Raw genomic sequence first — 21,535 nt, forward strand, 5'->3', positions numbered from 1 at the left:
CCCGCGCGGCGCCCCGGTTGCGGGTAACGGACTACTCGATCCCCAGCACGGCCGGCAGGGCGGTGCGCTCGGAGACGCCGAGCTTGTGGCCGGCCCGGTAGAGGTGTCCCTCCACGGTCCGCACCGACACGGTCAGCCTTTCCGCGATGACCTTGTTGGACAGGCCCCGGGCGGCCAGCTCGACGATCTCGCGCTCGCGGACGGTCAGGGGCAGCGGTCGGACGGCGATCGCGTAAGCGGGCGTCCGGGCGCCCGACCGGACGGCCAGCCTCTCGGCGAGGGCTGCGGCAGAGAGGGCCGAGCCCTGTCGCCCCTGACGACGGAGCACGTCGGCCGCCTGTGCCGCCGCGTCGCCGGCGGCGACGAGATCACCGAGCCGGGTCCATGCCTCGGCGGTCTCGCACAGCATCGCGCCGTCGTCGGCCGTCCATGCCCGTGCGTGGGCGAGAGCCACGACGGCCCGGGGGCTGAGGGAGGCGAGTTCTTCGAGGCGGGGCAGTGCCGCCGACTCGTCGCCGAGCTGGACCGCAGTCTGCCACGCGAGCACCTCGAAGGCGGGAGCGTGACACTCCCGGGCGACGTGGGCCGCGGCGACGGCATGACCCAGGGACTCGGTCCTCGATCCCTCGGCGGCCGCTCCCCATGCCCGCGCCAGCAGGTCGTCGGGCTCGAAGATGCGATAGGCAGGATGGCGCTCGGCGCCGACGCCGGACACGTGGGGAGCAGCCTGTGTCGCCTGGCCCGCCTGCGCGAGGGCCATCGCCAGCAGAGTGCGGCAGCGGAACCGGAACTCGTGCCCGGAGCCCGACAGCCCGGCCCACGCCTCGCGAAGGAGGATCAGCGCGTCGCGGACCCGACCACCGGCAAGAGCGGCATGGCCGGCGACGACGAGCCCCATCAGCCGGGCCGGGCCCGGGAGGTCGGCGGAGGCGGCCCGGATCCTTCCGGCGAGGACGTCGGCGCGATCGGGAGTCCCGGCGAGCCGCCCGCCGAGCACCTGGTAGTCCGCAAGCCCGAACCCGGGAATGACGGTGGGCACCCGGTCCGCGGTGAGACCTCCGACGTCCGCGGCGTCGTCCAGCAGCGCGCGCTCTCCGGTGACGGCAGCTGCGGCAGACACCGCCGAGGCGACCAGGATGCGGGCCAGATCGTCGGGCAGCTCGTCGTGCAGCAGCCGTGGACCGCGGGTGAGCGCGGGAGTCAGGTCGCCCGCAGCGACTGCCAGGGCGAGGGACATCGCGGCGACGTGGAACGGGGCCGCACCGGTGGCATCGGCCTCGGCCAGTGCCTGGCGGGCCTCCTCGGGCCGGGACATGGTGAAGAGCAGGTTTCCCGTGCGGTACAGCTGCGCCTGGGCGCGCGTCCCGGGGTCCGGCGCGCTCCCGGCGAGGTCCGCGAGGATCGCCTCGGCCTCCTCGCCGCGGCTGAGCCAGGAGAGGGTCGCCGCGTGCACCAGCCGAGCGACGGGGACGGCGGTGGCCGCGGCGGCCCGGGCGAGCCGCTCGGCCAGCGGGAGGTCGTACAGCCGGGTCGCGGCCTCCGCGGCCCGCAGGAACATCTGGGGATCGGGGGGCAGGTCGGAGTCGAGGGTGAGCACGGCCCGAGGTATCGGGTCGGGCTCCTCGGCCAGGGTCAGCGCCACCCGGCCGCGGAGCCGGCGTGCGCGCAGCGTGCCCATCGCGGCGCGGCGGACCTCGCCGTACAGAGGGTGGGCCAGCCGGGCGACCAGACCATCGGTACGCACCAGACCACGGCCCTCCGCCTCCTCCACGTCGTCGGGCGAGGTCAGCGCGGACAGGGTCGGGACCGCCACCGGCTCGGCGAGGGCGACCACGTCCACGACGTCCTGCACCTTCGGCGGGAGCCCGCCGATCTCCTGCTCCAGGAGGTCGGCCAGCCCCGGGGAGATCTCCGGTTCGCTGGTCCAGCGCCAGATCCCGGACGACGCCGCGAACCGGCCCGCGGAGACCTCGCCGGCCAGCAGGTGCCGCAGGTACAGAGGGCTGCCCTCCGTGAGGACCCACAGCCGACGTGCGGACTCCGAGTCGACCGGACCGCCCAGCACCCGGGCGACCAGGCCGGTGGTCTCGACGACGTCCAAGGGCGCCAGGTCCAGGCGTGGGAGGTGCTCGTCCTTCCACAACGCCGTCACCGTGCCGGGCGCCGGCTCCCCCGACCGCAGCGTGACCAACGCCGGTGCCAGCCGTCGTTCCACGGCGCGGTGCAGCACGATCGCGGAATGCTCGTCGATCAGGTGCGCATCGTCCACGGCCAGGACCAGGGGGCGCATGCGGGCGAGCTGGTCCAGCGCCCTGCCGATGGTCTCGGCGGCGTCACCCGCCGGAACGTCGAGCAGGCCGGCGAACGCACCGAGGGGCAGGGGTCTGGCCGCCGCGCTGCCGTGCGCCCAGGCCACCGTGACGCCCCGGCCCTCGGCGAGGCTCGCCGCCTCGTGGGCGAGCCGGGTCTTGCCCACCCCGGCTCGACCCGCCACCACGATTCCCGCCGCACCGGGCCGGATCGCCGCCGCGACCCTGCGCAGCTCGTCGTCCCGCCCCGTGAGCGGCCACGACCGCTCCACGGTCTCAGGGTAGCGAGCCCGATTCGAGTAGCGCGCTACTCGGGGCCCCGGGGCAGGATCGCGCGACCCTCGGTGCATGAACACTCCGACCGCCCCGGGCGCCCGGGTTGCGCCACCCCGGCACCGTCGGGGCCGGGCGCCCGTGGGTGTCGTGCTCGCCGCGGTCGCACTGAGCGGTTGTACCGGATGGAGCGCCGCGCCGACGCCGGGCCCCGCGCCGTCACCGTCCCCGGGGCCCACGCCGACCTCCCCGGGACCGGTCCTCCCGCCCGCCCCGGCCGGGGAGCACTCGACCCGCGACGGCTCGGCGGCCAGGGAGCTGCGTGAGATCGAGCTCGAGCGCCTCGAGCATCTGGTCGCCGGCGACGTCGCCCGGGCCGCTCCGTTGCATGCGGACGACTTCGAGGTAGTTCCACCACCTGGAGGGCCGATGGGACGAGACCAGTTCCTCACGGCCGTGGAGTCCGGGGAGCTGGACTTCCTCGTGTGGAAGCCGATCTCGGACATCGAGGTGCGGGTCCACGGCACCGCCGCCGTGCTCTGGTACGAGTCCCGGATCGCCGTCGTCGTCGCGACGGTGGAGCTCCTCGAGCACGACACGTGGCACCTGTACTACTACGAGAACCGGGACGGCGCGTGGCAGGTGGTACGCGAACAGGCGACCGCCGTCGACGGCTTCCCACCGCCGCCCACCCGCTGATCTGCTCGACCTCACCCACCACGGAGGAGTCACCATGCTCGCCCCCGCCCCAGCCTGGTCACCGCCGCTGCCGGAGGCCGCGGGCTTCGAGCATCACGTCGTCGAGACACCCGGCCTGCGTACTCACGTCGCCGCCATCGGCGAGGGCGAACCGGTCGTGCTGCTGCACGGGGCTCCCCAGCACTGGTGGCAGTGGCACGCCGTCGCCCCGGTCGTCGCCGAGGCCGGCTACCGCGCCCTCTGCCCCGATCTTCGGGGGGCGGGCTGGACCGTCGCGGACGACCCGCGCATCGAGCGCGAGACACGGCTCCGAGACCTGCTCGCCCTCCTCGACGCCCTGCACGTCGAGCGCGCCCACGTCGTCTCCCACGACATGGGCGCAATCACCGCGATGCAGCTGACCTACGACCACCCCGAGCGTGTCAGGACGGCGGTGCAGCTCGCGGTTCCGCCGGGCTTCTTCACGTTCAGCCCGAAGATCATCCCGGCCTTCCAGCACCTGCCCAAGTACGTCTGGCACCGCCCAGGTGCCGTGCTGGACGGAGACTTCAACGAGCGATACGCCGCCCTTCCGATGTCGGAGGCAACCGTCAGCGCGCACCTCGCCCCGATGCGACGGCCCGACATCGACGCCGCGGTCCGCCCGCTCGCTCGCCGCATGGTCCTGCCCGAGGCCATGCGCATGATGCGCGGGGTCTACCGCCGCCGACGGCTCACCGTGCCGACCCTCGTCGTGTTCGGCCGCCGCGACCGCCCCTTCACCGCGGAGCTCGTGGGGCGCGTCTGCCGCGATCCGGAACGGTACGCCGATCGAATTGAGTTCGCCTACGTCGACGACGCCGCGCACTTCATCACCGACGACGCCCCAGCCGCGGTCGCCGCCCTCGCGATCGACTGGTTCCGACGAGCCGCGTGACGCCCGGCGAAGGCTGTCGCCGTCATCCCTACAGGGGGTAGGCGGAGTAGACGTCGTCCACGAGGTCCGCAGGCCCGGTGGCCTGCAGGACGGCGGTGCCGTTGCGCCAGGTGACGACGGCGGTGCCCGCGGCCGACCCGGGGGTCACGACGTACGCCCCGGTTGCCTGGTCCCCGACCGTGACCTCACCCTCGTCGGTGGGGTCCCCGGCCGCCTTGACCAGCGCCTCGTAGGCGCCGGCCGCGGCGTCGTCGTCCTCCCACTGCCCGGCGAGCACCTGCACCTTGGCGGCGTCCGCGCCGTCGCCGTCCGCGTAGGTGAGCTCCCACGCCTCGACCGCGCCGGCGTCGTCGACCCACGCGTCGTACGGCGCCGCGCCCCGCAGCGCGAGCTGCAGCACCGTGTCGGGCTGTGCCATGAGGAAGGCGGTCTGGTCCGCGGGCCGGCCGCTCGGCTCGATCGTCGGCGTGGGCGGCGGGGCCGTCACCGTGGCGGTCGGCTGAGGCTCGGGCTGCGCGAAGCCGGGCCACACGAGCGCCGTGACCAGCACGACCAGCAGCACCAGGGCGCCCGCCAGCGACCCCACCACGATCCGGCGCCGCCGGATCACCTCGGGCGACGGCCGCGGCGACCCCGTCCCCGGTCGGCCGTTACCGCCCGTGCGTGCCTGGCTCACGATGTCCTCCTGCGGGTGCGCGTGCGTCGGTGCACCCGCAGCCTAGGGGCCGCGCCGCCCGGCCGGCGGCGCCGTCCGGCGTGTGTCGAGCGAGGGCGCGGCGCACACCGGCACCCCGTTGCCGGCAACGGCTGTCGGTAGCGGCCCCTAGCGTGTGTCGGCGTGAGCACCTCGACGGCGTCCCGCACCCGTAACCGCCCGGCGTACCGCTGCACCGAGTGCGGGTGGACCACCTCCAAGTGGGTGGGGCGCTGCGGCGAGTGCCAGGCCTGGGGCACGGTCACCGACGAGGGGCCGGCGTCGTCCGGCCCGCGCACGGTCGCTGCGAGCCCGGCGCACACGCCCGCGCGCCCCATCGCGGAGATCGACGTCGCCGCCGCGCAGGCGGCCCCGACGCGGGTGGACGAGCTCGACCGTGTCCTGGGCGGCGGCCTCGTCCCCGGCGCCGTGGTGCTGCTCGCCGGGGAGCCCGGCGTCGGCAAGTCCACGCTGCTGCTGGAGGTCGCGTCCACGTACGCGCGCGGCGCCGACGGCCGCGACGACCGCACCGTGCTGTACGTGACGGGCGAGGAGTCGGCCGGGCAGGTGCGGCTGCGCGCGGAGCGGGTGGGGGCGCTGGCCCCGACCCTGCTGCTCGCGGCGGAGACCGACCTGGCCACGGTGCTCGGGCACGTCGAGGCCACCTCCCCGGACCTGCTCGTCGTGGACTCGGTGCAGACGGTCGCGTCCGCTGAGGTGGACGGCGCCCCGGGCGGCGTGAGCCAGGTGCGCGAGGTCGCGGCCGCGCTCATCGCCGTGGCCAAGGAGAAGCAGGTGCCCGTGCTGCTCGTCGGGCACGTCACCAAGGACGGCACCGTGGCCGGTCCGCGCACGCTGGAGCACCTGGTGGACGTCGTGTGCCAGTTCGAGGGCGACCGGCACTCGAGGCTGCGCATGGTGCGGGCGGTGAAGAACCGTTTCGGGCCCACCGACGAGGTCGGGTGCTTCGAGCTGTCCGAGACGGGGATCGTCGGGCTGAGCGACCCGAGCGGGCTCTTCCTCTCCCACCTGGGCGCCGGGGTGCCCGGCACCTGCGTCACCGTCACGCTCGAGGGCCGGCGGCCGCTGGCGCTCGAGATCCAGTCCCTGGTCGCGCCGTCGCCGCTGGCGAACCCGCGCCGCACCACCAGCGGGCTCGAGTCGTCGCGGCTCGCGATGATCCTCGCCGTGCTGCACCGGCACGGGGGTCTGCGGCTCGCCGACCAGGACGTCTACGTCTCGACGATCGGCGGCGCCAAGATCACCGAACCCGCCGCCGACCTCGCAACGGCCCTCGCGATCGTGTCCGCGCGGACGGGCGAGCCCATGCCCACCGGCACCGTGGCGCTGGGCGAGGTCGGCCTCGCGGGCGACATCCGGCCCGTGACCGGACTCGACCGGCGGGTCGGCGAGGCCGCCCGGCTCGGCTTCGTGCGCGCCGTCGTGCCCGCCGGGGCCGCGGTCAAGGCACCGCCGGGAATGCAGCTCCTGGAGGCCCGGCACCTCGCCGAGGCGGTCGAGCTCGCCGGCGTCGCCGACGCGCCGGACCGCGAACCTGGACGTCCCCGGGGCGAGCGCGGCTGACCGACGTAGGATTCGCATCGTGGCTCCCTCCTCCGCGCACCCCGACGCCCTGCTCCGGGAGACGCTCGCGGCCGTGGCGCCGGGGACGGAGCTCCGTGACGGTCTCGAGCGGATCCTGCGCGGCCGCACCGGCGCGCTGATCGTGCTCGGCCTCGACCAGACGGTCGAGGCGATGTGCTCCGGCGGGTTCGTGCTCGACGTCGAGTTCTCCGCCACCCGCCTGCGCGAGCTGTCGAAGATGGACGGCGCCGTCGTGCTCGACCGCGACGCCACCCGCATCCGCCGCGCCGCCGTCCAGCTCCTGCCCGACCCGACCAGCGAGTCCGGCACCCGCCACCGCACCGCCGAGCGCGTCGCCAAGCAGACCGGCCTGCCCGTCATCTCGGTGAGCCAGTCGATGCGGATCGTCGCGATCTACGTCGCCTCGGCGCGGCACGTGCTGGAGGATCCGGACACCATCCTCGGCCGCGCCAACCAGGCGCTCGCCACGCTCGAGCGGTACCGGTCGAGGCTCGACGAGGTGTCGGGCACGCTGTCGGCCCTGGAGATCGAGGATCTCGTCACGGTGCGCGACGTGTGCTCCGTCGTGCAGCGCCTCGAGATGGTCCGCCGCATCTCCGAGGAGATCGACGGCTACGTGGTCGAGCTCGGCGCCGACGGCCGGCTGCTCGCCCTCCAGCTCGACGAGCTGATCGGCGGCATCGGCGCCGACCGCGACTTCGTGGTGCGCGACTACGTCGAGCTCGAGCGGGCAGGCCGCTCCCTCAGCGGCGTGCACGCCGACCTCGCCGCGCTCGACTCCGGCCAGCTCCTCGACCTCGGCCAGATCGGCCGCGTGCTCGAGCTGCCCGGCGGCGGCGTCGCGCTCGACGCCGCGGTCGCGCCGCACGGCTACCGGCTGCTCGCCAAGGTGCCGCGCCTGCCCGCCGCGATCATCGACCGGCTCGTCGGGCACTTCGGCGGCCTGCAGAAGCTGCTGGCCGCCAGCGTGGACGACCTCATGGCCGTCGACGGCGTCGGGGAGCAGCGTGCCCGTGCCGTGCGCGAGGGCCTGTCGCGGCTGGCGGAGTCCAGCATCCTCGAGCGCTACGTCTGACCCGCCGGGTCGGGACGAGTGTCACCGTCCCGCAGCGGAAGGCGCCAGGCGACCTCCCGCCCGAGCTGTCCCGTGCGCTGGAAGAGCCGCACCTGGTGGGCGTCAGGGAGCGCCGCCGCGAGCTCGGCCGTCGTCGTCGCCTCGAACCCGAGGCGCTGCCAGAACGGCCCCGAGCGGCGGGAGAACAGCCATGCCCGCCGCGCCCCGGACTCCCGCGCGCGCTCGATCGCGAACGCGGCGGTCGCCAGCCCTGCTCCCCGGCCGCGCTGGTCGTGCCGCACGGCCGTGCTCCGCACGAGCGCGTGCTCGCCGTCCGCACTGAGCTCGAACCCGCCGCTCGCCACGAGCTTCCCGGAGTCGTCGCGACGCACCCACAGGCGCACGGAGGGTGCGTCGAGCCCCGCGAGCGTGAGGTCGGCGGCCTGCAGGAACGCGGTCAGGTCCGGCACGTCGGCGGGGCGCAGCGGTTCGAGCACCGCGTCATGCTAGCGACAGCCCGGGGCTCGGCCGTCGGTCCGTCGTGCTACGCGTCGTCGGACGCGTCCTCGCCCGCCGGGGCGACGTCCCGTGACTTCTTGCTGTCCCCTGAGTCGCCCTTCGCCGCGTCCTCGTCCCTCTTCGCCGCGTCGTTCTGGCCCGCGCCGGCCTTGCCGTCCCCGGACGACTCCGCCGACTCCCGACCGGCACTCTCCTCGGCGTCCGCACCGTTCGCGGACTCCGTGGGTGACGGAGACGCCGACGCGCCGCCCCCGGTCGCCGACGGCGCGGTGCTGGGCTCGGGGCCGGGTTCCCGCGCGACGACGGTGAACGTCACCGGGTCGCTCTCGGCCCCCGGCACGTCGGCGAGCGCGGCCGTCGCCCGGTACGTGCCCGGCTCGAGCGCGGCCTGCTCGCCCTCGCAGCCCGGCGCCGAGCGCTCGGTCAGCCAGCGCACGTCGTGGGCGGCGACGTCCTCGGGGCCCAGCAGCAGCATCGTCTCGCCGTCGGCGCAGTCGGACGACGACCACACCCGCTCCTTGCCCGACGAGTCCGTGACGGTGACGCTGCGGCTCGCCTCCGCGCCGTCGATCAGGCACGGCACGCGCCCGGTGTTCCTGACGCTCACGTCGAAGACCTGCGCCAGCCCGAGCACGACGGTCGGGCTGGTCACGGCCAGGCCGACGTCGACGGCGTCCGCCCGGCAGGCCGTGGCCGGCCCCGTGAGGTCGATCGGGTCCGGGGGCGCGGCCTTGTCCGCCGGCAGGCCCGGGTCGGCTCCCGGGAGCATCGCGCGGACCGAGTCGGCGGCCCGACCCACCCCGTAGCCGCCCAGCACGCCGACGCCGCACAGCAGCGCGACGACCGCCAGCGCCCCGACGAGGCGGGTGCGGGCCCGCGTCGCCGTCCGGCTCGGGGCGGGACGGCGACGCCCGCGCGGTGGCGGCGTGCGCCGCGCCGTGCCGGGCGCGACCAGCCCGTGAGCGGTCACGGTGGCGCGGCCACCCCCGCGGTTCCCGGCCGAGCGCGAGCCTCGGGCCGTCGCCGTCGGACGAGGTTGCGAGGACCGCGTGGACGCCGACCGCGACGACGTCGCGCGCGGCTGCGAGGACCGCGTGGACGAAGACTTCGTGGACGAGGACTTCGCGGACGAAGACTTCGCAGACGAGGGCGACGACGTCGAGCGAGGGCCGCCGGACCGCGGGGCGCCCGCTGCGTTCCCCGATCGCGCGGCGCCGGACCGCGAGGCGCCGGACGCCGCGCCCTTTCGGGGCTCGCCCGACCGGGACCCCGCCGATGAGCCCGCCGACCGCGAACCCGCCGACCGAGAGGACGACGTCGGCTGCTGGGGCGGCGCCTGCTTCGACGACCTGGGCGCCTGGGACGCCTTCGACCCTGAGGCCCCGGCCCGGGAGGTGCCGGTCCGGCGCGACGACGACCCGCCCCCCGCCCCGGACGCCCCGCTGCGCGCAGGGCGCGCGGCACCCCCGCGCGAGGTGCCGGTGCCTCGACGCCTGTCGTCCGCAGGTGCCACGGGCCACCCCTCCGTCTCGATCCGTGCCGGCGCCACCGTACGACGCGCCTCGGCGCAGGTCGGGGAGCCGCGCCGCCGTCGCTCCCACCTCCCCGACCTGTCAGGCCCGCCCGGGGCGGACCGCGCCCCGGCTCTGACGACTCACCAGGGAGGTGGGCGAGAATGGGTGACCGTGCCGCACGCCGATCCTCCGACCGTCCGCGATCCCGGGCACCGGCCCGTGCGCGGCCCCGACGTCGCGCCCGAGGGCGTGCGCGACGAGCTCGTCACCCGCACCACGACCTGGTTCGACGACGCCGCGCGCGACCTGCCGTGGCGGCGAGCGGGCCGCACGCCCTGGGGCGTGCTGGTCAGCGAGGTGATGCTGCAGCAGACGCCGGTGGCGCGGGTGGAACCGGTGTGGCGCGCGTGGATGGACCGCTGGCCCACCCCCGGCGACCTCGCCGCCGCACCGACGGCCGACGTCCTCCGTGCGTGGGGCCGGCTCGGCTACCCGCGGCGTGCCCTGCGGCTGCAGGACTGCGCACGGGCCGTCGCCGGCCGGCACGACGGCGTCGTCCCCGACGACGGGGAGGCGCTGCGCGCGCTGCCGGGCGTCGGCGAGTACACCGCGGCGGCGGTGCAGGCTTTCGCCTTCGGCCGCCGGTCGGTCGTCGTCGACACGAACGTGCGGCGAGTGCTGGCCCGCGCCCTCGGCGGGACGGCCCTCGGCGCCCCCACCCCCACGGCCGCGGAGCGGGCGCAGGCGGCCCGCGTGGTGCCCGACGACGACGCGGCCGCCGCCCGGTGGGCCGCCGCGTCGATGGAGCTCGGAGCCCTGGTGTGCACGGCCCGCGCCCCGCGCTGCCACGCGTGCCCGGTGGCCGATGTGTGCGCGTGGCGCGCGGCGGGGCACCCGCCCGACGAGCACGCGCACCGCCGTCGCACCCAGGCCTGGCACGGCACCGACCGGCAGGTGCGCGGTCGGGCGATGGCCGCACTGCGGGCGGCCGACGCGCCCGTGCCGCGGGCGCTCCTCGCCGACTCGGGACAGGACCCGGCGCAGGTCGAGCGGTGCCTCGGCAGCCTCGTCGAGGACGGCCTGGTCGAGCAGGACGACGCCGGCCGCTTCCACCTCCCCACCACCTGAGGCGTGTGAGCATGATTTTGGCCCACTTGCGGCGAAGCAAGTGGGCCAAAATCATGCTCACAGCACCAGGCGGTTAGAGCTCCAGGAGCATGCGCGAGTTGCCGAGCGTGTTCGGCTTCACGCGCGCGAGGTCGAGGAACTCCGCGACGCCGTCGTCGTGGGAGCGCAGCAGCTCGGCGTAGACGTCGGCGGTGACGGGCGTCCCGTCGATCTCCCGGAACCCGTGCGCGGTGAAGAACGCGACCTCGAACGTCAGGCAGAACACCCGGCGCAGCCCGAGCAGGCGCGCCCGCTCGACGAGCGCGTCCAGCAGCGCGTGCCCCACCCGGCGCCCGCGCCAGGCGGGGTCGACCGCGAGGGTGCGGACCTCGGCCAGGTCGTCCCACATGACGTGCAGCGCCCCGCAGCCCACGACCTCGCCGTCGGGGCCGGAGGCGACGAGGAACTCCTGGACGGCCTCGTAGTACCCGACCATCTCCTTGGCCAGCAGGATCCGGTCCGCCGCGTACGGCTCGACCAGGCCGCGCACGCCGCGCATGTCGGCCGGCAGGGCGGGTCGGACGGCGAACGACGGGACCTCGGGCACGCCGTCACTCTACGGTCGCGCGCGGGGCCGGGCGCGGGGGTCTCGCCGACGTCCGGTGTTGCACGGACGTTCACACACCGATCACCGACCCTCCACGAGCCGGGCGGCGGTCACCTCGTCGACGACGAGGTCGGTGACGACGCCCGCGGCGAGCGCCGCCCGCAGCGGGGCGACCTTGTTGTCGCCCGCGACGGCGCACAGGCGGCGCGGGATCCGTCGCAGCTCGGCCGGCGCGGGCCCGGTGGCGCGGGCGTTGAGCGGGATGTCGCGGTACGTGCCGTCGGCCCGCAGGAACACGGTGCACACGTCCCCGACGACGCCCTCCGCGTCCAGGACGGCGACGTCGTCGGGCTCCAGGTACCCGGCGGCGTACACGTGCGACGGCAGCCCGCCGGTGAGGGCCCCGACGGAGAACAGGGCGATGTCGGCGCGCGCCTGCACGTCGAGGACGCGGCGCACGGAGCGCTCCCGCCACATGGCCTCGCGGGTCTCGGCGTAGTCGAAGAACGCCGGCACGGGGAAGTGGTGCACGTGCGCGTCGAACGCCCCGCCGAAGCCCGCGATCAGGTCGCCCGCGTAGCTGACGCCCGAGGTCCGCGTGTTCGCGGCGCCGTTGAGCTGCACGACGGCGGAGCCCCGCGTGGGCTTGTGCGGGAGGTGGTGGGAGATCGCGGCGAGCGTGGTGCCCCAGGCGATGCCGAGCACCATGTCGGAGTCGAACCAGCGGGCGAGCAGCCGCGCCGTGGTGAGCGCGACCTGGTCGAGCCGCTCGGCGTCGCCCGCCGAGTCCGACACCGGCACGACGTACGCCTCGATGCCGTGCCGCTGGGTGATCTCCTGCCCGAGCCCGGGGGCGCGCGAGTGTCCGGGACGCAGCGTGATCTCGACGACACCCGTGTCCCGGGCGTGCTTGATGAGGCGCGAGACGGTGGAGCGCGACGTGCGCAGGTGGCGCGCGATCGTCTCCATCTTCATGTCCTGCAGGTAGTACATGGTCGCGGCCATCACCACGTCGCGTTCCCGGTCCGTCGTCACGCCCCCACCCTCACACGAAGCACGCCGATCTTGCACGTTCGTGCATCCAGGTTGCGCACACGTGCCGCCGATGGTCCGCTGGGACCGACGTCGAACGGAAGGAACACCGATGGCCTCCACCCGGCTCACGGCCACCTCGCGTGCCCAGGCCCTCGCCGCGCTCGAGGGATCCCAGACCGCCAGTGCCGAGCTGGACGTGCTCGTCGTCGGCGGCGGCGTCACCGGCGCGGGCATCGCGCTCGACGCCGCCACCCGCGGGCTGTCGACGGCGATCGTCGAGGCGCAGGACTGGGCGTCGGGCACGTCCAGCCGCAGCAGCAAGCTGGTGCACGGCGGGCTGCGTTACCTGCAGATGCTCGACTTCCACCTGGTGAAGGAAGCCCTCACCGAGCGCGACCTGCTCCTCAAGACCATCGCCCCGCACCTGGTCAAGCCCGTCCCGTTCCTGTACCCGCTCGAGCACCGGGTGTGGGAGCGGGCCTACGTCGGCACCGGCATCGCGCTGTACGACACCCTCGCCTCGCTCGCGCCGGGCCGCCGGGCGATGCCCCTGCACCGGCACCTGTCGCGCCGGCAGATGGAGCGGAAGTTCCCCGACCTGGCGCACGACGCGGCGATCGGTGCCGTGCAGTACTGGGACGCGTCGGTCGACGACGCGCGCCTCGTGACCACGCTCGTGCGCACCGCCGCCAGCTACGGCGCGTACGCGGCGGCCCGCACGCAGGTCGTGGCGCTGACCAAGAGCGGGACGGGGGCCGTCAACGGCGCCGTCGTCGTCGACCTCGAGACCGGGCGCGAGATCACCGTGCGCGCCCGCCACGTCATCAACGCCACGGGCGTGTGGACGGAGGACACCGAGGCGCTCGCCGGCGACGAGGGCGGGCTGCGGGTGCTCGCGTCCAAGGGCGTGCACATCGTCGTGCCGCGCGAGCGCATCAAGGGCTCCGTGGGGCTGATCCTGCAGACCGAGAAGTCGGTGCTGTTCGTCATCCCGTGGTCGCGGTACTGGGTCGTCGGCACCACCGACACGCCCTGGGAGCAGGAGCTCACGCACCCCGTGGCGACGGCGGCGGACATCGACTACGTGCTCGACCACGCGAACGCCGTGCTGGCGCACCCGCTGTCGCGCGACGACGTCATCGGCACCTACGCGGGGCTGCGCCCCCTGCTGCAGCCCGGCACCAAGGAGGGCACCAGCTCGGCCAAGGTCTCGCGCGAGCACACCGTCGCCAGCCCGGCGCCCGGGCTGACCGTCATCGCCGGCGGCAAGCTCACGACCTACCGGGTGATGGCCAAGGACGCCGTCGACTTCGCGATCGGCCAGCGCGCCGCCGCCCTGCCCTCGATCACGCACGACATCCCGCTGCTCGGCGCCGTCGGCCTGCAGGCGGCGCGCCGCCAGGCCCGCGCGTGGGCACAGCGGTTCGGGTGGAAGCCGCCCATGGTGGACCACCTGCTGCACCGCTACGGGTCGGCGCTCGGCGAGCTGGTCGAGCTGTGCGAGCAGGACCCGACGCTGGCCCGCCCGCTCGAGCACGCGCCCGCCTACCTGCGCGCCGAGATCCACTTCGGCGTGAGCCACGAGGGCGCGCTGCACCTCGAGGACCTGATGCTGCACCGCACGCGCCTCGTCTACGAGGTCGCCGACCGCGGGCGCGCGGCCCTCGCAGAGATCGCCGACGTCGTCGCCCCGCTGCTGGGCTGGGACGACGCGACCCGGAAGGCGGAGGTCGACGCCTACCTCGCCCGGGCCGACGCCGAGGATGCCGCCGGCCTCGCGCCCGACGACGTCGCGGCGGAGGCGGCGCGGCAGCGCGCCGACGACGTCGCCGCCATGCAGCCCTTGCGGGGCTGACACACCCGGGCCGGACCCGCCCACCGCGGGTCCGGCCGAACCACCCGCTGGGCTCCGCCCGTCGCGGGCTCTCCGTCCCGGAGAGGACAACGAGGTCCCGAGAAGAAAGAGAACCGACGATGGACTCATTGATGATGCAGGCGTTCTGGTCCGAGATCCTCGGCACCGCGACGCTGATCCTGCTGGGTGCCGGTGTGGTCGCCAACGTGATCCTGCCCAAGACGAAGGGCTTCAACGGCGGCTGGCTGCTGATCAACTTCGGGTGGGGCCTCGCGGTCTTCGCCGGCGTCTTCACCGCGTACAAGTCGGGCGCGCACCTCAACCCCGCCGTGACGATCGGCCTCTTCTCGGCCGACATGCCGTTCTACTCGGTCACGGGCCCGGGCGGGGCGGTCACGGCCACGATCGAGCCGACCGTGTCGAACATGTTCATGTACTTCGCGGCCGAGATGATCGGCGCGTTCATCGGCGCGGTCCTCGCCTTCCTCGCCTACAAGAAGCACTTCGACCTGGAGGCGCCCGGCGCCACCAAGCTCGCCGTCTTCTCCACCGGCCCGGAGGTGCGCTCGTACGCCTGGAACTTCATCACCGAGGTCATCGCGACGTTCGTGCTGGTCTTCTTCGTCGTCGTCTCCGGCATGACGCCGTCCGGCCTGGGGCCGCTCTCCGTCGCCCTCGTCGTGGTCGCCATCGGCGCGAGCCTCGGTGGCCCGACCGGGTACGCCATCAACCCCGCCCGTGACCTCGCCCCGCGCATCGCGCACGCCATCCTGCCGATCAAGGGCAAGGGCTCGAGCGACTGGGCCTACTCGTGGGTCCCGGTCGCCGGGCCGCTGGTCGGCGGCGTGCTCGCCGGCCTGCTCGGTGCCACCTACTCCGCCTGACCCCGACCTCCCGCCGACGGCGCCCGGCGGCCCGCGCCGCCGGGCACCGTCCCCACCGCACACCGACGTGAAGGGCAATCCCCATGGCTGACTACGTCCTCGCCATCGACCAGGGCACCACCAGCTCGCGTGCCATCGTCTTCGACCACTCCGGCCGGATCGTGTCCACCGGCCAGCTCGAGCACGACCAGATCTTCCCCAGGGCAGGGTGGGTCGAGCACAACGCCGAGCAGATCTGGAGCAACGTCCGCGAGGTCGTTGGCCTCGCACTCACGCGCGGCAACCTCGCGCACACCGACCTCGCCGCCATCGGCATCACCAACCAGCGCGAGACCGCCGTCGTCTGGGACAAGAACACCGGCAAGCCGGTCTACAACGCCATCGTGTGGCAGGACACCCGCACCCAGGCGATCGTCGACGAGCTCGCCGGCGACACCGGGCCGGAGAAGTACAAGTCGATCGTCGGCCTGCCCCTGGCGACCTACTTCTCGGGCCCCAAGGTCAAGTGGATCCTCGACAACGTCGAGGGCGCGCGCGAGGCCGCCGAGAAGGGCGACCTGCTGTTCGGCAACACCGACACGTGGGTGCTGTGGAACATGACCGGCGGGCCCGACGGCGGCGTGCACGTCACCGACGTCACCAACGCGTCGCGCACCATGCTCATGGACCTCGACACGCTGAGCTGGCGGGAGGACATCGCCGCCGACATGGGCATCCCGATGTCGATGCTGCCCGAGATCCGCTCGTCCTCCGAGGTGTACGGGCAGGGCCGCGCGCGCGGCCTGGTGCCGGGCGTCCCGATCGCCGGCATCCTCGGCGACCAGCAGGCCGCGACGTTCGGCCAGGCCTGCTTCGAGGTCGGCACCGCGAAGAACACCTACGGCACCGGCAACTTCATGCTGCTCAACACCGGCACGGAGAAGGTGGCGAGCAAGAACGGGCTGCTCACCACCGTCTGCTACAAGATCGGCGACCAGGACGCCCGCTACGCGCTCGAGGGCTCCATCGCCGTCACCGGGTCGCTCATCCAGTGGCTACGCGACAACCTCGGCATGTTCGAGGACGCCCCCGACGTCGAGTGGCTGGCGCGCAAGGTCGAGGACAACGGCGGCGCCTACTTCGTGCCGGCGTTCTCCGGCCTGTTCGCCCCCTACTGGCGGCCCGACGCGCGCGGCGCGCTCGTCGGCCTCACCCGGTACGTCAACCGCAACCACATCGCGCGCGCCTCGCTCGAGGCGGTCGCGTACCAGACCCGTGAGGTCGCCGACGCCATGCGCCTCGACTCCGGCGTCGACCTCACCGAGCTCAAGGTCGACGGCGGCATGGTCCAGAACGAGCTGCTCATGCAGTTCCAGGCCGACCAGCTCGGCGTCGACGTCGTGCGGCCCAAGGTCGCCGAGACGACGGCGCTCGGCGCCGCCTACGCCGCCGGCATCGCCGTCGGCTTCTGGAAGGGCGAGGAGGACGTCATCGCCAACTGGGCGGAGGACAAGCGCTGGTCGCCGGCCGTGGCCGAGGACGAGCGCGAGCGGCTCTACCGATCGTGGAAGAAGGCCGTGACCAAGACGTTCGACTGGGTGGATGCGGACGTGCAGTAGGCCGTCGTGCCCCCGCTGAGGGGGCGGCGTCGCTTCGTCCGGACGCGTTCACGGGCGCCAGGGCGCCCTCCACTTCGGGAGGGATACGTCCGGACGAAGCGACGCCGCCCCCTCAGCTCTGCGTCCGTCCGCCTGCTCGTGGGTGTGTGTGTGTTGGTTGAGCTTGTCGAAACCCGGGATGCTGGCCAGTGCTGTGTCCCGTCGCCGCGCGACGCCGTTAGCATGCGCCATGGATCACGACGACGCTCGGACGCAGCTGGCCGAGACGATCTGCCTGTTCCGCGACGAGGTGCTGCCGACGACCCGCGAACGTCTCGTCGAAGCGGCTGTCGACGCCCTCGTCGCGGGCCTCGACTCCCCCGCCCTCGCCGAGCTCGCCGGGTTGTCCCCCGACGACGCGTTCTCCGTGCTCGAGCTGACGGCGGAGACCGCAGCGACGGAGCTCGGGCTCCACGTCCCGCCGGCGGACCTGGTCGCGACAGTGAAGATGCGGCGTCGCGTCCAGGACCTGCTCGCCGGTTCGATCGCACCGGGCGAGCTGGCCGTGTGGGCCCATCGCGAGATCGGCCACGACGGGCTGCCGTCGGCGCAGTGGCTCGTCGAGGCCGACGATGAGTACGACGCCGTCGAGTACTCGTCTCTCACGGTCGAGGAGATCGACCGCTTCATCCTCACCCGGGCACGCGAGTTCCTCGCCGACCCGGCGAACGACCCGTGGGCTGACGATCGGCCAGCGTCCTCCTGAGCACCGACTCGCCCGTGGCGGCGACGCCCAGTGGTCACTCCGTGGCGGCTCGGTCTCCCACGAGGAACGCGCGTGCGGTAGCAACCAGGAGGTCGCGCTCGCCGTCGACGGTGAAGGCGGGGTCGGTGGCGACGCGCTCGAGGAAGCCGCCGGACAGCAGCGCCAGCCACGCGGCGATCCGGGCGGCGGACAGGTCGGTGCGCACCTCGCCGGCGGCCTGGCCGCGTTCGACCCAGGGGACGAGCAGCTCGCGCTGGGCGAGGTCGTCGGCCTCGAGCGCTGCCGCGACCGCGGGCAGGTGCATGACGCCCGCGACGGCGCGCACGAACCCGGGGATGCGGGGGTCCGCGGCGTCGTCGGCCCACCCACCTAGGACGTCGAGCAGCACGCCCGCCGGGTCCGTCCGGCCCTCGTGGGCGGCCGCCTTCTCGACCGTGTCGGCCGTGCCGAGCTCGAGGATCGCCAGCACCAGGTCCGTCTTGGTGGCGAAGTAGTGGAAGAACGTCCCAGACCCGATGCCCGCCTCCCGGCAGATCGCGGCCGTCGTCGCGCCCTCGTAGCCGCGCTCGGCCAGGACGGTCAGGCCGGCGTCGACGATCTGCAGGCGACGCGCCTCGTGGCGCCGCGGGTCAACCGGCCGCGCCACGGGCACCGTCCCGCGCCGGCGAGCTGACCCTCCGCACCTGCAGCCGGTCGTCCCGGCGCCGCGCCGCGACGCCCAGCGCGGCGAGCTCGGCGTCCACCTGCGAGACCGCGGCGGCGTCCTTGTGCTCGGCGTGCCGCCGCCGCAGCAGGGCGTGCTCGGCGGGCGAGAACCCCGGCCGGCCGTCCATCCACCGCACGTAGTCGGCCTCGTGGGGGTCGGCGTCGCGCCACGGCCAGCGGTGCGCCTCGAGAGCGGCGCGCAGCTCGGCCTTGCGCAGCGTGTCCGCGTCCAGCCGGGCACGCGGCTCCCCGGCCGCGCCGAGGAGGACCAGGTACCTGCCGTCGCGGAAGACGTGCCCGACCTCGGCCCGCTCGACCCAGCCCTCCCGGGCGTCGGTGCGGTGCTCCAGGTGGTCGTCCGCCACGCTCAGGCGCAGGGCCTCGCCGACGGTGGTCAGCGCCAGGAGCACCCCGGCGACCAGGCCCAGCCCGGTCAAGATCGGGACCGACCAGCCGAGCGGGAGGCCCGCGAGGAGCTCGACCGGCCCGAGCTCCGGAAGCGGTGTCGCCTCCAGCCAGCCGCGCACCACGCGGGCGAGCGGGGGCAGCGCGAAGCCCAGCCCGACGCCGAGCGCGAGCGTCGCGAGGCCGACGAGGAGGGGGACGGAGGCGGGCTGGCGCACCTCGGTGGCGGTCTGCACGACGTCATTATTGGAGCGCGCACTCCACTAACGCAACCCGGCCTACGCTTGGCGCGTGAGCATCACGGGCAGCACCTCGTACACCGTCCCCGGCGTCCACGTCACAGACCGCACCGTGCAGGTGCCGCTGGACTGGTCGCGGCCCGACGACGGGCGCTCCCTGTCGGTCTTCGCGCGCGAGCTGGTGGACCCCACCAAGCGCGGCGACGACCTGCCCCTGCTCGTGTTCCTGCAGGGCGGTCCGGGCGGCAAGGGGCCGCGGCCCACCGGGCCCGAGGGCTGGGTGGGCGAGGCGCTGAAGAGGTTCCGGGTCGTGCTGCTCGACCAGCGCGGGACCGGCCGCTCGACGGCGGTGCGGGCGGGCGCCCTGACCGCGCTCGGCGACGCGGCGGCGCAGGCGGAGCACCTGTCGCACTTCCGCGCCGACGCGATCGTCGCCGACGCCGAGCACGTGCGGAAGACGGTGTACGGCGGGCGGCGCTGGTCGACGCTGGGGCAGTCGTACGGCGGGTTCCTCACGCTCACGTACCTGTCGCGGGCGCCGGAGGGCGTGGCAGCGTCGTACGTCACCGGCGGCCTGGCGGGCCTGACGGCGAGCGCCGAGGAGGTCTACCGCCGCACCCAGCCGCGCGTCGTCGCCAAGAACGCCCTGTACCGCGAGCGCTACCCCGACGACGAGGCGCGGGTCGCGCGGATCGCCGACCGCCTCGCGGCCGGGGACGTCCGGCTGCCCGGCGGGGACCCGCTGACCGTCGAGCGGTTCCAGACCCTCGGCACCGCGTTCGGCATGGGGCCGGGGTTCGAGCGCGTGCACTGGATCGTCGACGAGGCCTTCGACCCGGGCGACGACGAGACGCTGACCGACACCTTCCTCGCCGAGGTCGAGGCCGCCACCGGGTTCGCGACCAACCCGATGTACGCCGTGCTGCACGAGTCGATCTACGCGCAGGCGGGCACGGGCGCGACGGCGTGGGCGGCGCAGCGGGTACGCGAGGACGACCCGGCGTTCGCGACGTCGGCCCGCCCGCTGCTGTTCACCGGCGAGATGATCTACCCCTGGATGTTCGACCAGGTCGCGGCGCTGCGGCCGTTCCGCGCCGCCGCGGAGGCGCTCGCCGCCCGCGAGGGCTGGGGCGACCTGTACGACCTCGACGCTCTCGCCGGCAACGAGGTGCCGCTCGAGGCGGCGGTGTACCACGACGACATGTTCGTCGACGCAGGGCTGTCTCTGGCCACGGCCGCGCACGTGGGGAACGCGCGAGCGTGGGTGACCAACGAGTTCGAGCACGACGGTCTGCGTCTCGGCGACGTCTTCCCCAAGCTGCTGGAGCGGATGGACGCCCGCGGCGGCGCCCGCCCGACGAGGTAGGGCACCCGTGCCCGAGCCACGCGACGAACGGCCGAGCCTCGGCTGGTACGCGTACGCGCCCCTGTCGGGATCGGTCTTCGTGCCTCGGGACCGGTCGGCCGGGGAGCCTGCGCCGGCCGTTCCTGAGGCGGACCGCCTCACGGTGATGCTCATGAACGACTACGGCGCCGACTGGCCGGTCTGGATGCTGTTCGACCCGGACGTCGACGCCGCGGTGGACGCCGCCGTCGACGACACCCTCGCCGCGCGGCTGCGCGCCTGGGCTCAGGTCTTCGACGAGCACTACCACTACGAGCGCGGTTGGGACGATCGCCGCGTGGCCGCCCAGCACCGCGCCGAGGGCGAAGCCCTCCGCGTCGCTCTGGCGGCGGTGCTGCCTGCACCCTTGCGCGTGCGGCTCGCCTACTGGGAGACGAACGGCGCGTGACGAGACGAGGTCGGACCACCTCGCTCGTCGGGGCGCTGGGGAACCGCGGGGTACCGTCGTTCGTCGGACCTACCGGCCGCGCCCGCCCGGGCCCGCGCCACGTGAACCAGAAGGCGACCTCATGAGCACCACCTCCCCCGCCCCGATCCTGCGCGCGACCGACCTCGTGGTCGGCTACGGGGGGCCCGCCGTCCTGCAGGGCATCGACCTGGAGCTGACGCCGGGCGCCGCGCCGGTGGGCATCGTGGGCGAGTCGGGGGCGGGCAAGTCGACCCTGGTGGAGGCGCTGCTCGGGCGCCTGCGTATCCGCGAGGGCCACGTCACCTTCGAGGGCCGCACCGTCTCGAAGCTGTCCCGGCGCGACAAGAAGCGCTTCCGCGCCGCCGTGCGGACGGTCGCGCAGAACGGTCTCGACATCGACCTGCGGTGGACCGTCGAGCGCGCCGTCACGGGCGCGCTGACCGACGCCCGTAAGGCCGGCCGCGCCAACGGCCGCTCGGTCGCCGAGCTCCTCGACGACGTCGCGCTCGAGCCGTCGTTCGCGTCGCGGACCGTCTACTCGCTGTCGGGCGGCGAGAAGCAGCGCCTCGCGCTCGCGCTCGCGCTCACCACCCGCCCCGACGTGCTGCTGCTCGACGAGCCCCTCACCGCCGTCGACCCCGCCATGCGCGGCGAGATCGCGCGCCGGCTGACCGACACGACGCGCAAGCTGGGCACCGCCGTGCTGCTGGTCTCGCACGACGTCGAGCTGGTCGGCCGGCTGTGCCCGACCGTGCACGTCCTCGCCGACGGGACCTTCGTCGCGTCGGGCGACCTGGCGGCCGTGTTCGCCGACGCCACGCACCCGGCCGTCGTCGGCCTGGCCGAGGCCGCTCCCCTGGCCGTGCAGCGCTTCGCCTGAGCCCGGCGCCACCGCCACAGCCACAGCCACAGGCGGTCCTCCCCCACGACGCCTGGCCCGGGCGTCGCTGAACCGTCG

20 protein-coding genes are annotated in these 21,535 nt (G+C 74.5%); 12 read left to right on the top strand and 8 right to left on the bottom strand.

Going from position 1 to position 21,535, the window contains the following annotated elements; translation table 11 throughout:
• Positions 1–31: 31 nt before the first annotated feature.
• Positions 32–2,581 carry a LuxR C-terminal-related transcriptional regulator gene (locus ABD254_RS05500; protein WP_344246407.1) on the bottom strand — a complete coding sequence of 850 codons (2,550 nt, stop codon included), beginning with the start codon at positions 2,579–2,581 and terminating at the stop codon, positions 32–34.
• 76 nt (positions 2,582–2,657) lie between these two features.
• On the opposite strand from ABD254_RS05500, the gene ABD254_RS05505 reads away from it, so the two are divergent.
• Both ABD254_RS05505 and ABD254_RS05510 read left to right on the top strand, forming a co-directional pair.
• On the top strand, positions 2,658–3,281 hold the full coding sequence (locus ABD254_RS05505) for a nuclear transport factor 2 family protein (RefSeq protein ID WP_344246409.1): 624 nt from the start codon (positions 2,658–2,660) through the stop codon (positions 3,279–3,281).
• Between the two features lie 34 nt (positions 3,282–3,315).
• A complete protein-coding gene (locus ABD254_RS05510) occupies positions 3,316–4,197 on the top strand; it encodes an alpha/beta fold hydrolase (protein WP_344246411.1) in 882 nt (293 codons plus the stop codon).
• A 28-nt stretch (positions 4,198–4,225) separates the two neighbouring features.
• On the opposite strand, the gene ABD254_RS05515 is transcribed toward ABD254_RS05510, so the two are convergent.
• Complete coding sequence (locus tag ABD254_RS05515) at positions 4,226–4,873, bottom strand: hypothetical protein (RefSeq protein WP_344246413.1); 648 nt, start codon at positions 4,871–4,873, stop codon at positions 4,226–4,228.
• Between the two features lie 162 nt (positions 4,874–5,035).
• Here ABD254_RS05515 and radA point away from each other — a divergent pair, with 162 nt between their 5' ends.
• Both radA and disA read left to right on the top strand, forming a co-directional pair.
• Positions 5,036–6,475, top strand: coding sequence for a DNA repair protein RadA (gene radA, locus ABD254_RS05520; RefSeq protein ID WP_344246415.1), 1,440 nt, complete (start codon positions 5,036–5,038; stop codon positions 6,473–6,475).
• A gap of 19 nt (positions 6,476–6,494) precedes the next feature.
• Entirely contained in the window at positions 6,495–7,571 is a 1,077-nt protein-coding gene (gene disA / locus ABD254_RS05525; protein ID WP_344246417.1) for a DNA integrity scanning diadenylate cyclase DisA, read from the top strand.
• Here the strand turns inward: disA and ABD254_RS05530 are convergent.
• Both ABD254_RS05530 and ABD254_RS05535 read right to left on the bottom strand, forming a co-directional pair.
• Entirely contained in the window at positions 7,562–8,047 is a 486-nt protein-coding gene (locus tag ABD254_RS05530; protein WP_344246419.1) for a GNAT family N-acetyltransferase, read from the bottom strand. The two genes, disA and ABD254_RS05530, sit on opposite strands and share 10 nt — an antisense overlap.
• Before the next feature lie 47 nt (positions 8,048–8,094).
• Positions 8,095–9,039 carry a hypothetical protein gene (locus tag ABD254_RS05535; protein WP_344246421.1) on the bottom strand — a complete coding sequence of 315 codons (945 nt, stop codon included), beginning with the start codon at positions 9,037–9,039 and terminating at the stop codon, positions 8,095–8,097.
• 793 nt (positions 9,040–9,832) lie between these two features.
• Here ABD254_RS05535 and ABD254_RS05540 point away from each other — a divergent pair.
• Positions 9,833–10,711, top strand: a complete 879-nt coding sequence (locus tag ABD254_RS05540; protein WP_344248505.1) for an HhH-GPD family protein — start codon at positions 9,833–9,835, stop codon at positions 10,709–10,711.
• Positions 10,712–10,784: 73 nt separating this feature from the next.
• Here the strand turns inward: ABD254_RS05540 and ABD254_RS05545 are convergent, their stop codons facing one another.
• Positions 10,785–11,297, bottom strand: a complete 513-nt coding sequence (locus tag ABD254_RS05545; RefSeq protein ID WP_344246423.1) for an amino-acid N-acetyltransferase — start codon at positions 11,295–11,297, stop codon at positions 10,785–10,787.
• 81 nt (positions 11,298–11,378) lie between these two features.
• Positions 11,379–12,332 carry a sugar-binding transcriptional regulator gene (locus ABD254_RS05550; protein WP_344246425.1) on the bottom strand — a complete coding sequence of 318 codons (954 nt, stop codon included), beginning with the start codon at positions 12,330–12,332 and terminating at the stop codon, positions 11,379–11,381.
• A gap of 109 nt (positions 12,333–12,441) precedes the next feature.
• Between ABD254_RS05550 and ABD254_RS05555 the strand changes: the two genes are divergently transcribed.
• The 4 genes from ABD254_RS05555 to ABD254_RS05570 all read left to right on the top strand — a co-directional run bounded on the left by ABD254_RS05555 (position 12,442) and on the right by ABD254_RS05570 (position 17,414).
• Positions 12,442–14,187, top strand: a complete 1,746-nt coding sequence (locus tag ABD254_RS05555; RefSeq protein WP_344246427.1) for a glycerol-3-phosphate dehydrogenase/oxidase — start codon at positions 12,442–12,444, stop codon at positions 14,185–14,187.
• 119 nt (positions 14,188–14,306) lie between these two features.
• Positions 14,307–15,071 carry an MIP/aquaporin family protein gene (locus ABD254_RS05560; RefSeq protein WP_344246429.1) on the top strand — a complete coding sequence of 255 codons (765 nt, stop codon included), beginning with the start codon at positions 14,307–14,309 and terminating at the stop codon, positions 15,069–15,071.
• 83 nt (positions 15,072–15,154) lie between these two features.
• The gene (gene glpK, locus ABD254_RS05565; RefSeq protein ID WP_344246431.1) at positions 15,155–16,669 is read left to right on the top strand and encodes a glycerol kinase GlpK; all 1,515 of its coding nucleotides are present in this window, start codon (positions 15,155–15,157) and stop codon (positions 16,667–16,669) included.
• A 229-nt stretch (positions 16,670–16,898) separates the two neighbouring features.
• A complete protein-coding gene (locus ABD254_RS05570; RefSeq protein ID WP_344246433.1) occupies positions 16,899–17,414 on the top strand; it encodes a hypothetical protein in 516 nt (171 codons plus the stop codon).
• Between the two features lie 34 nt (positions 17,415–17,448).
• Here ABD254_RS05570 and ABD254_RS05575 read toward each other — a convergent pair whose 3' ends face one another.
• Both ABD254_RS05575 and ABD254_RS05580 read right to left on the bottom strand, forming a co-directional pair.
• Complete coding sequence (locus tag ABD254_RS05575; protein ID WP_344246435.1) at positions 17,449–18,060, bottom strand: TetR/AcrR family transcriptional regulator; 612 nt, start codon at positions 18,058–18,060, stop codon at positions 17,449–17,451.
• On the bottom strand, positions 18,044–18,760 hold the full coding sequence (locus tag ABD254_RS05580) for a YqeB family protein (RefSeq protein ID WP_344246437.1): 717 nt from the start codon (positions 18,758–18,760) through the stop codon (positions 18,044–18,046). The genes ABD254_RS05575 and ABD254_RS05580 overlap by 17 nt, the downstream gene beginning before the upstream one ends.
• A 55-nt stretch (positions 18,761–18,815) precedes the next feature.
• Between ABD254_RS05580 and ABD254_RS05585 the strand changes: the two genes are divergently transcribed.
• The 3 genes from ABD254_RS05585 (at position 18,816) to ABD254_RS05595 (ending at position 21,457) form a co-directional block, all read left to right on the top strand.
• A complete protein-coding gene (locus ABD254_RS05585; protein ID WP_344246439.1) occupies positions 18,816–20,129 on the top strand; it encodes an alpha/beta fold hydrolase in 1,314 nt (437 codons plus the stop codon).
• 7 nt (positions 20,130–20,136) lie between these two features.
• Positions 20,137–20,556 carry a hypothetical protein gene (locus tag ABD254_RS05590; RefSeq protein ID WP_344246441.1) on the top strand — a complete coding sequence of 140 codons (420 nt, stop codon included), beginning with the start codon at positions 20,137–20,139 and terminating at the stop codon, positions 20,554–20,556.
• A gap of 121 nt (positions 20,557–20,677) precedes the next feature.
• Complete coding sequence (locus ABD254_RS05595; RefSeq protein WP_344246443.1) at positions 20,678–21,457, top strand: ABC transporter ATP-binding protein; 780 nt, start codon at positions 20,678–20,680, stop codon at positions 21,455–21,457.
• Positions 21,458–21,535: the final 78 nt, after the last annotated feature.

Source organism: Isoptericola hypogeus (genome assembly GCF_039531145.1).
In the GTDB taxonomy this organism is placed as follows: domain Bacteria; phylum Actinomycetota; class Actinomycetes; order Actinomycetales; family Cellulomonadaceae; genus Isoptericola; species Isoptericola hypogeus.

Excerpts from the sequence above, each read along its gene's own strand:
- glpK (WP_344246431.1), top strand. The coding sequence starts at position 15,155 with ATGGCTGACTACGTCCTCGCCATCGACCAGGGCACCACCAGCTCGCGT.
- ABD254_RS05510 (WP_344246411.1), top strand. The coding sequence starts at position 3,316 with ATGCTCGCCCCCGCCCCAGCCTGGTCACCGCCGCTGCCGGAGGCCGCG.
- ABD254_RS05505 (WP_344246409.1), top strand. The coding sequence starts at position 2,658 with ATGAACACTCCGACCGCCCCGGGCGCCCGGGTTGCGCCACCCCGGCAC.
- ABD254_RS05555 (WP_344246427.1), top strand. The coding sequence starts at position 12,442 with ATGGCCTCCACCCGGCTCACGGCCACCTCGCGTGCCCAGGCCCTCGCC.
- ABD254_RS05560 (WP_344246429.1), top strand. The coding sequence starts at position 14,307 with ATGGACTCATTGATGATGCAGGCGTTCTGGTCCGAGATCCTCGGCACC.
- ABD254_RS05570 (WP_344246433.1), top strand. The coding sequence starts at position 16,899 with ATGGATCACGACGACGCTCGGACGCAGCTGGCCGAGACGATCTGCCTG.
- ABD254_RS05595 (WP_344246443.1), top strand. The coding sequence starts at position 20,678 with ATGAGCACCACCTCCCCCGCCCCGATCCTGCGCGCGACCGACCTCGTG.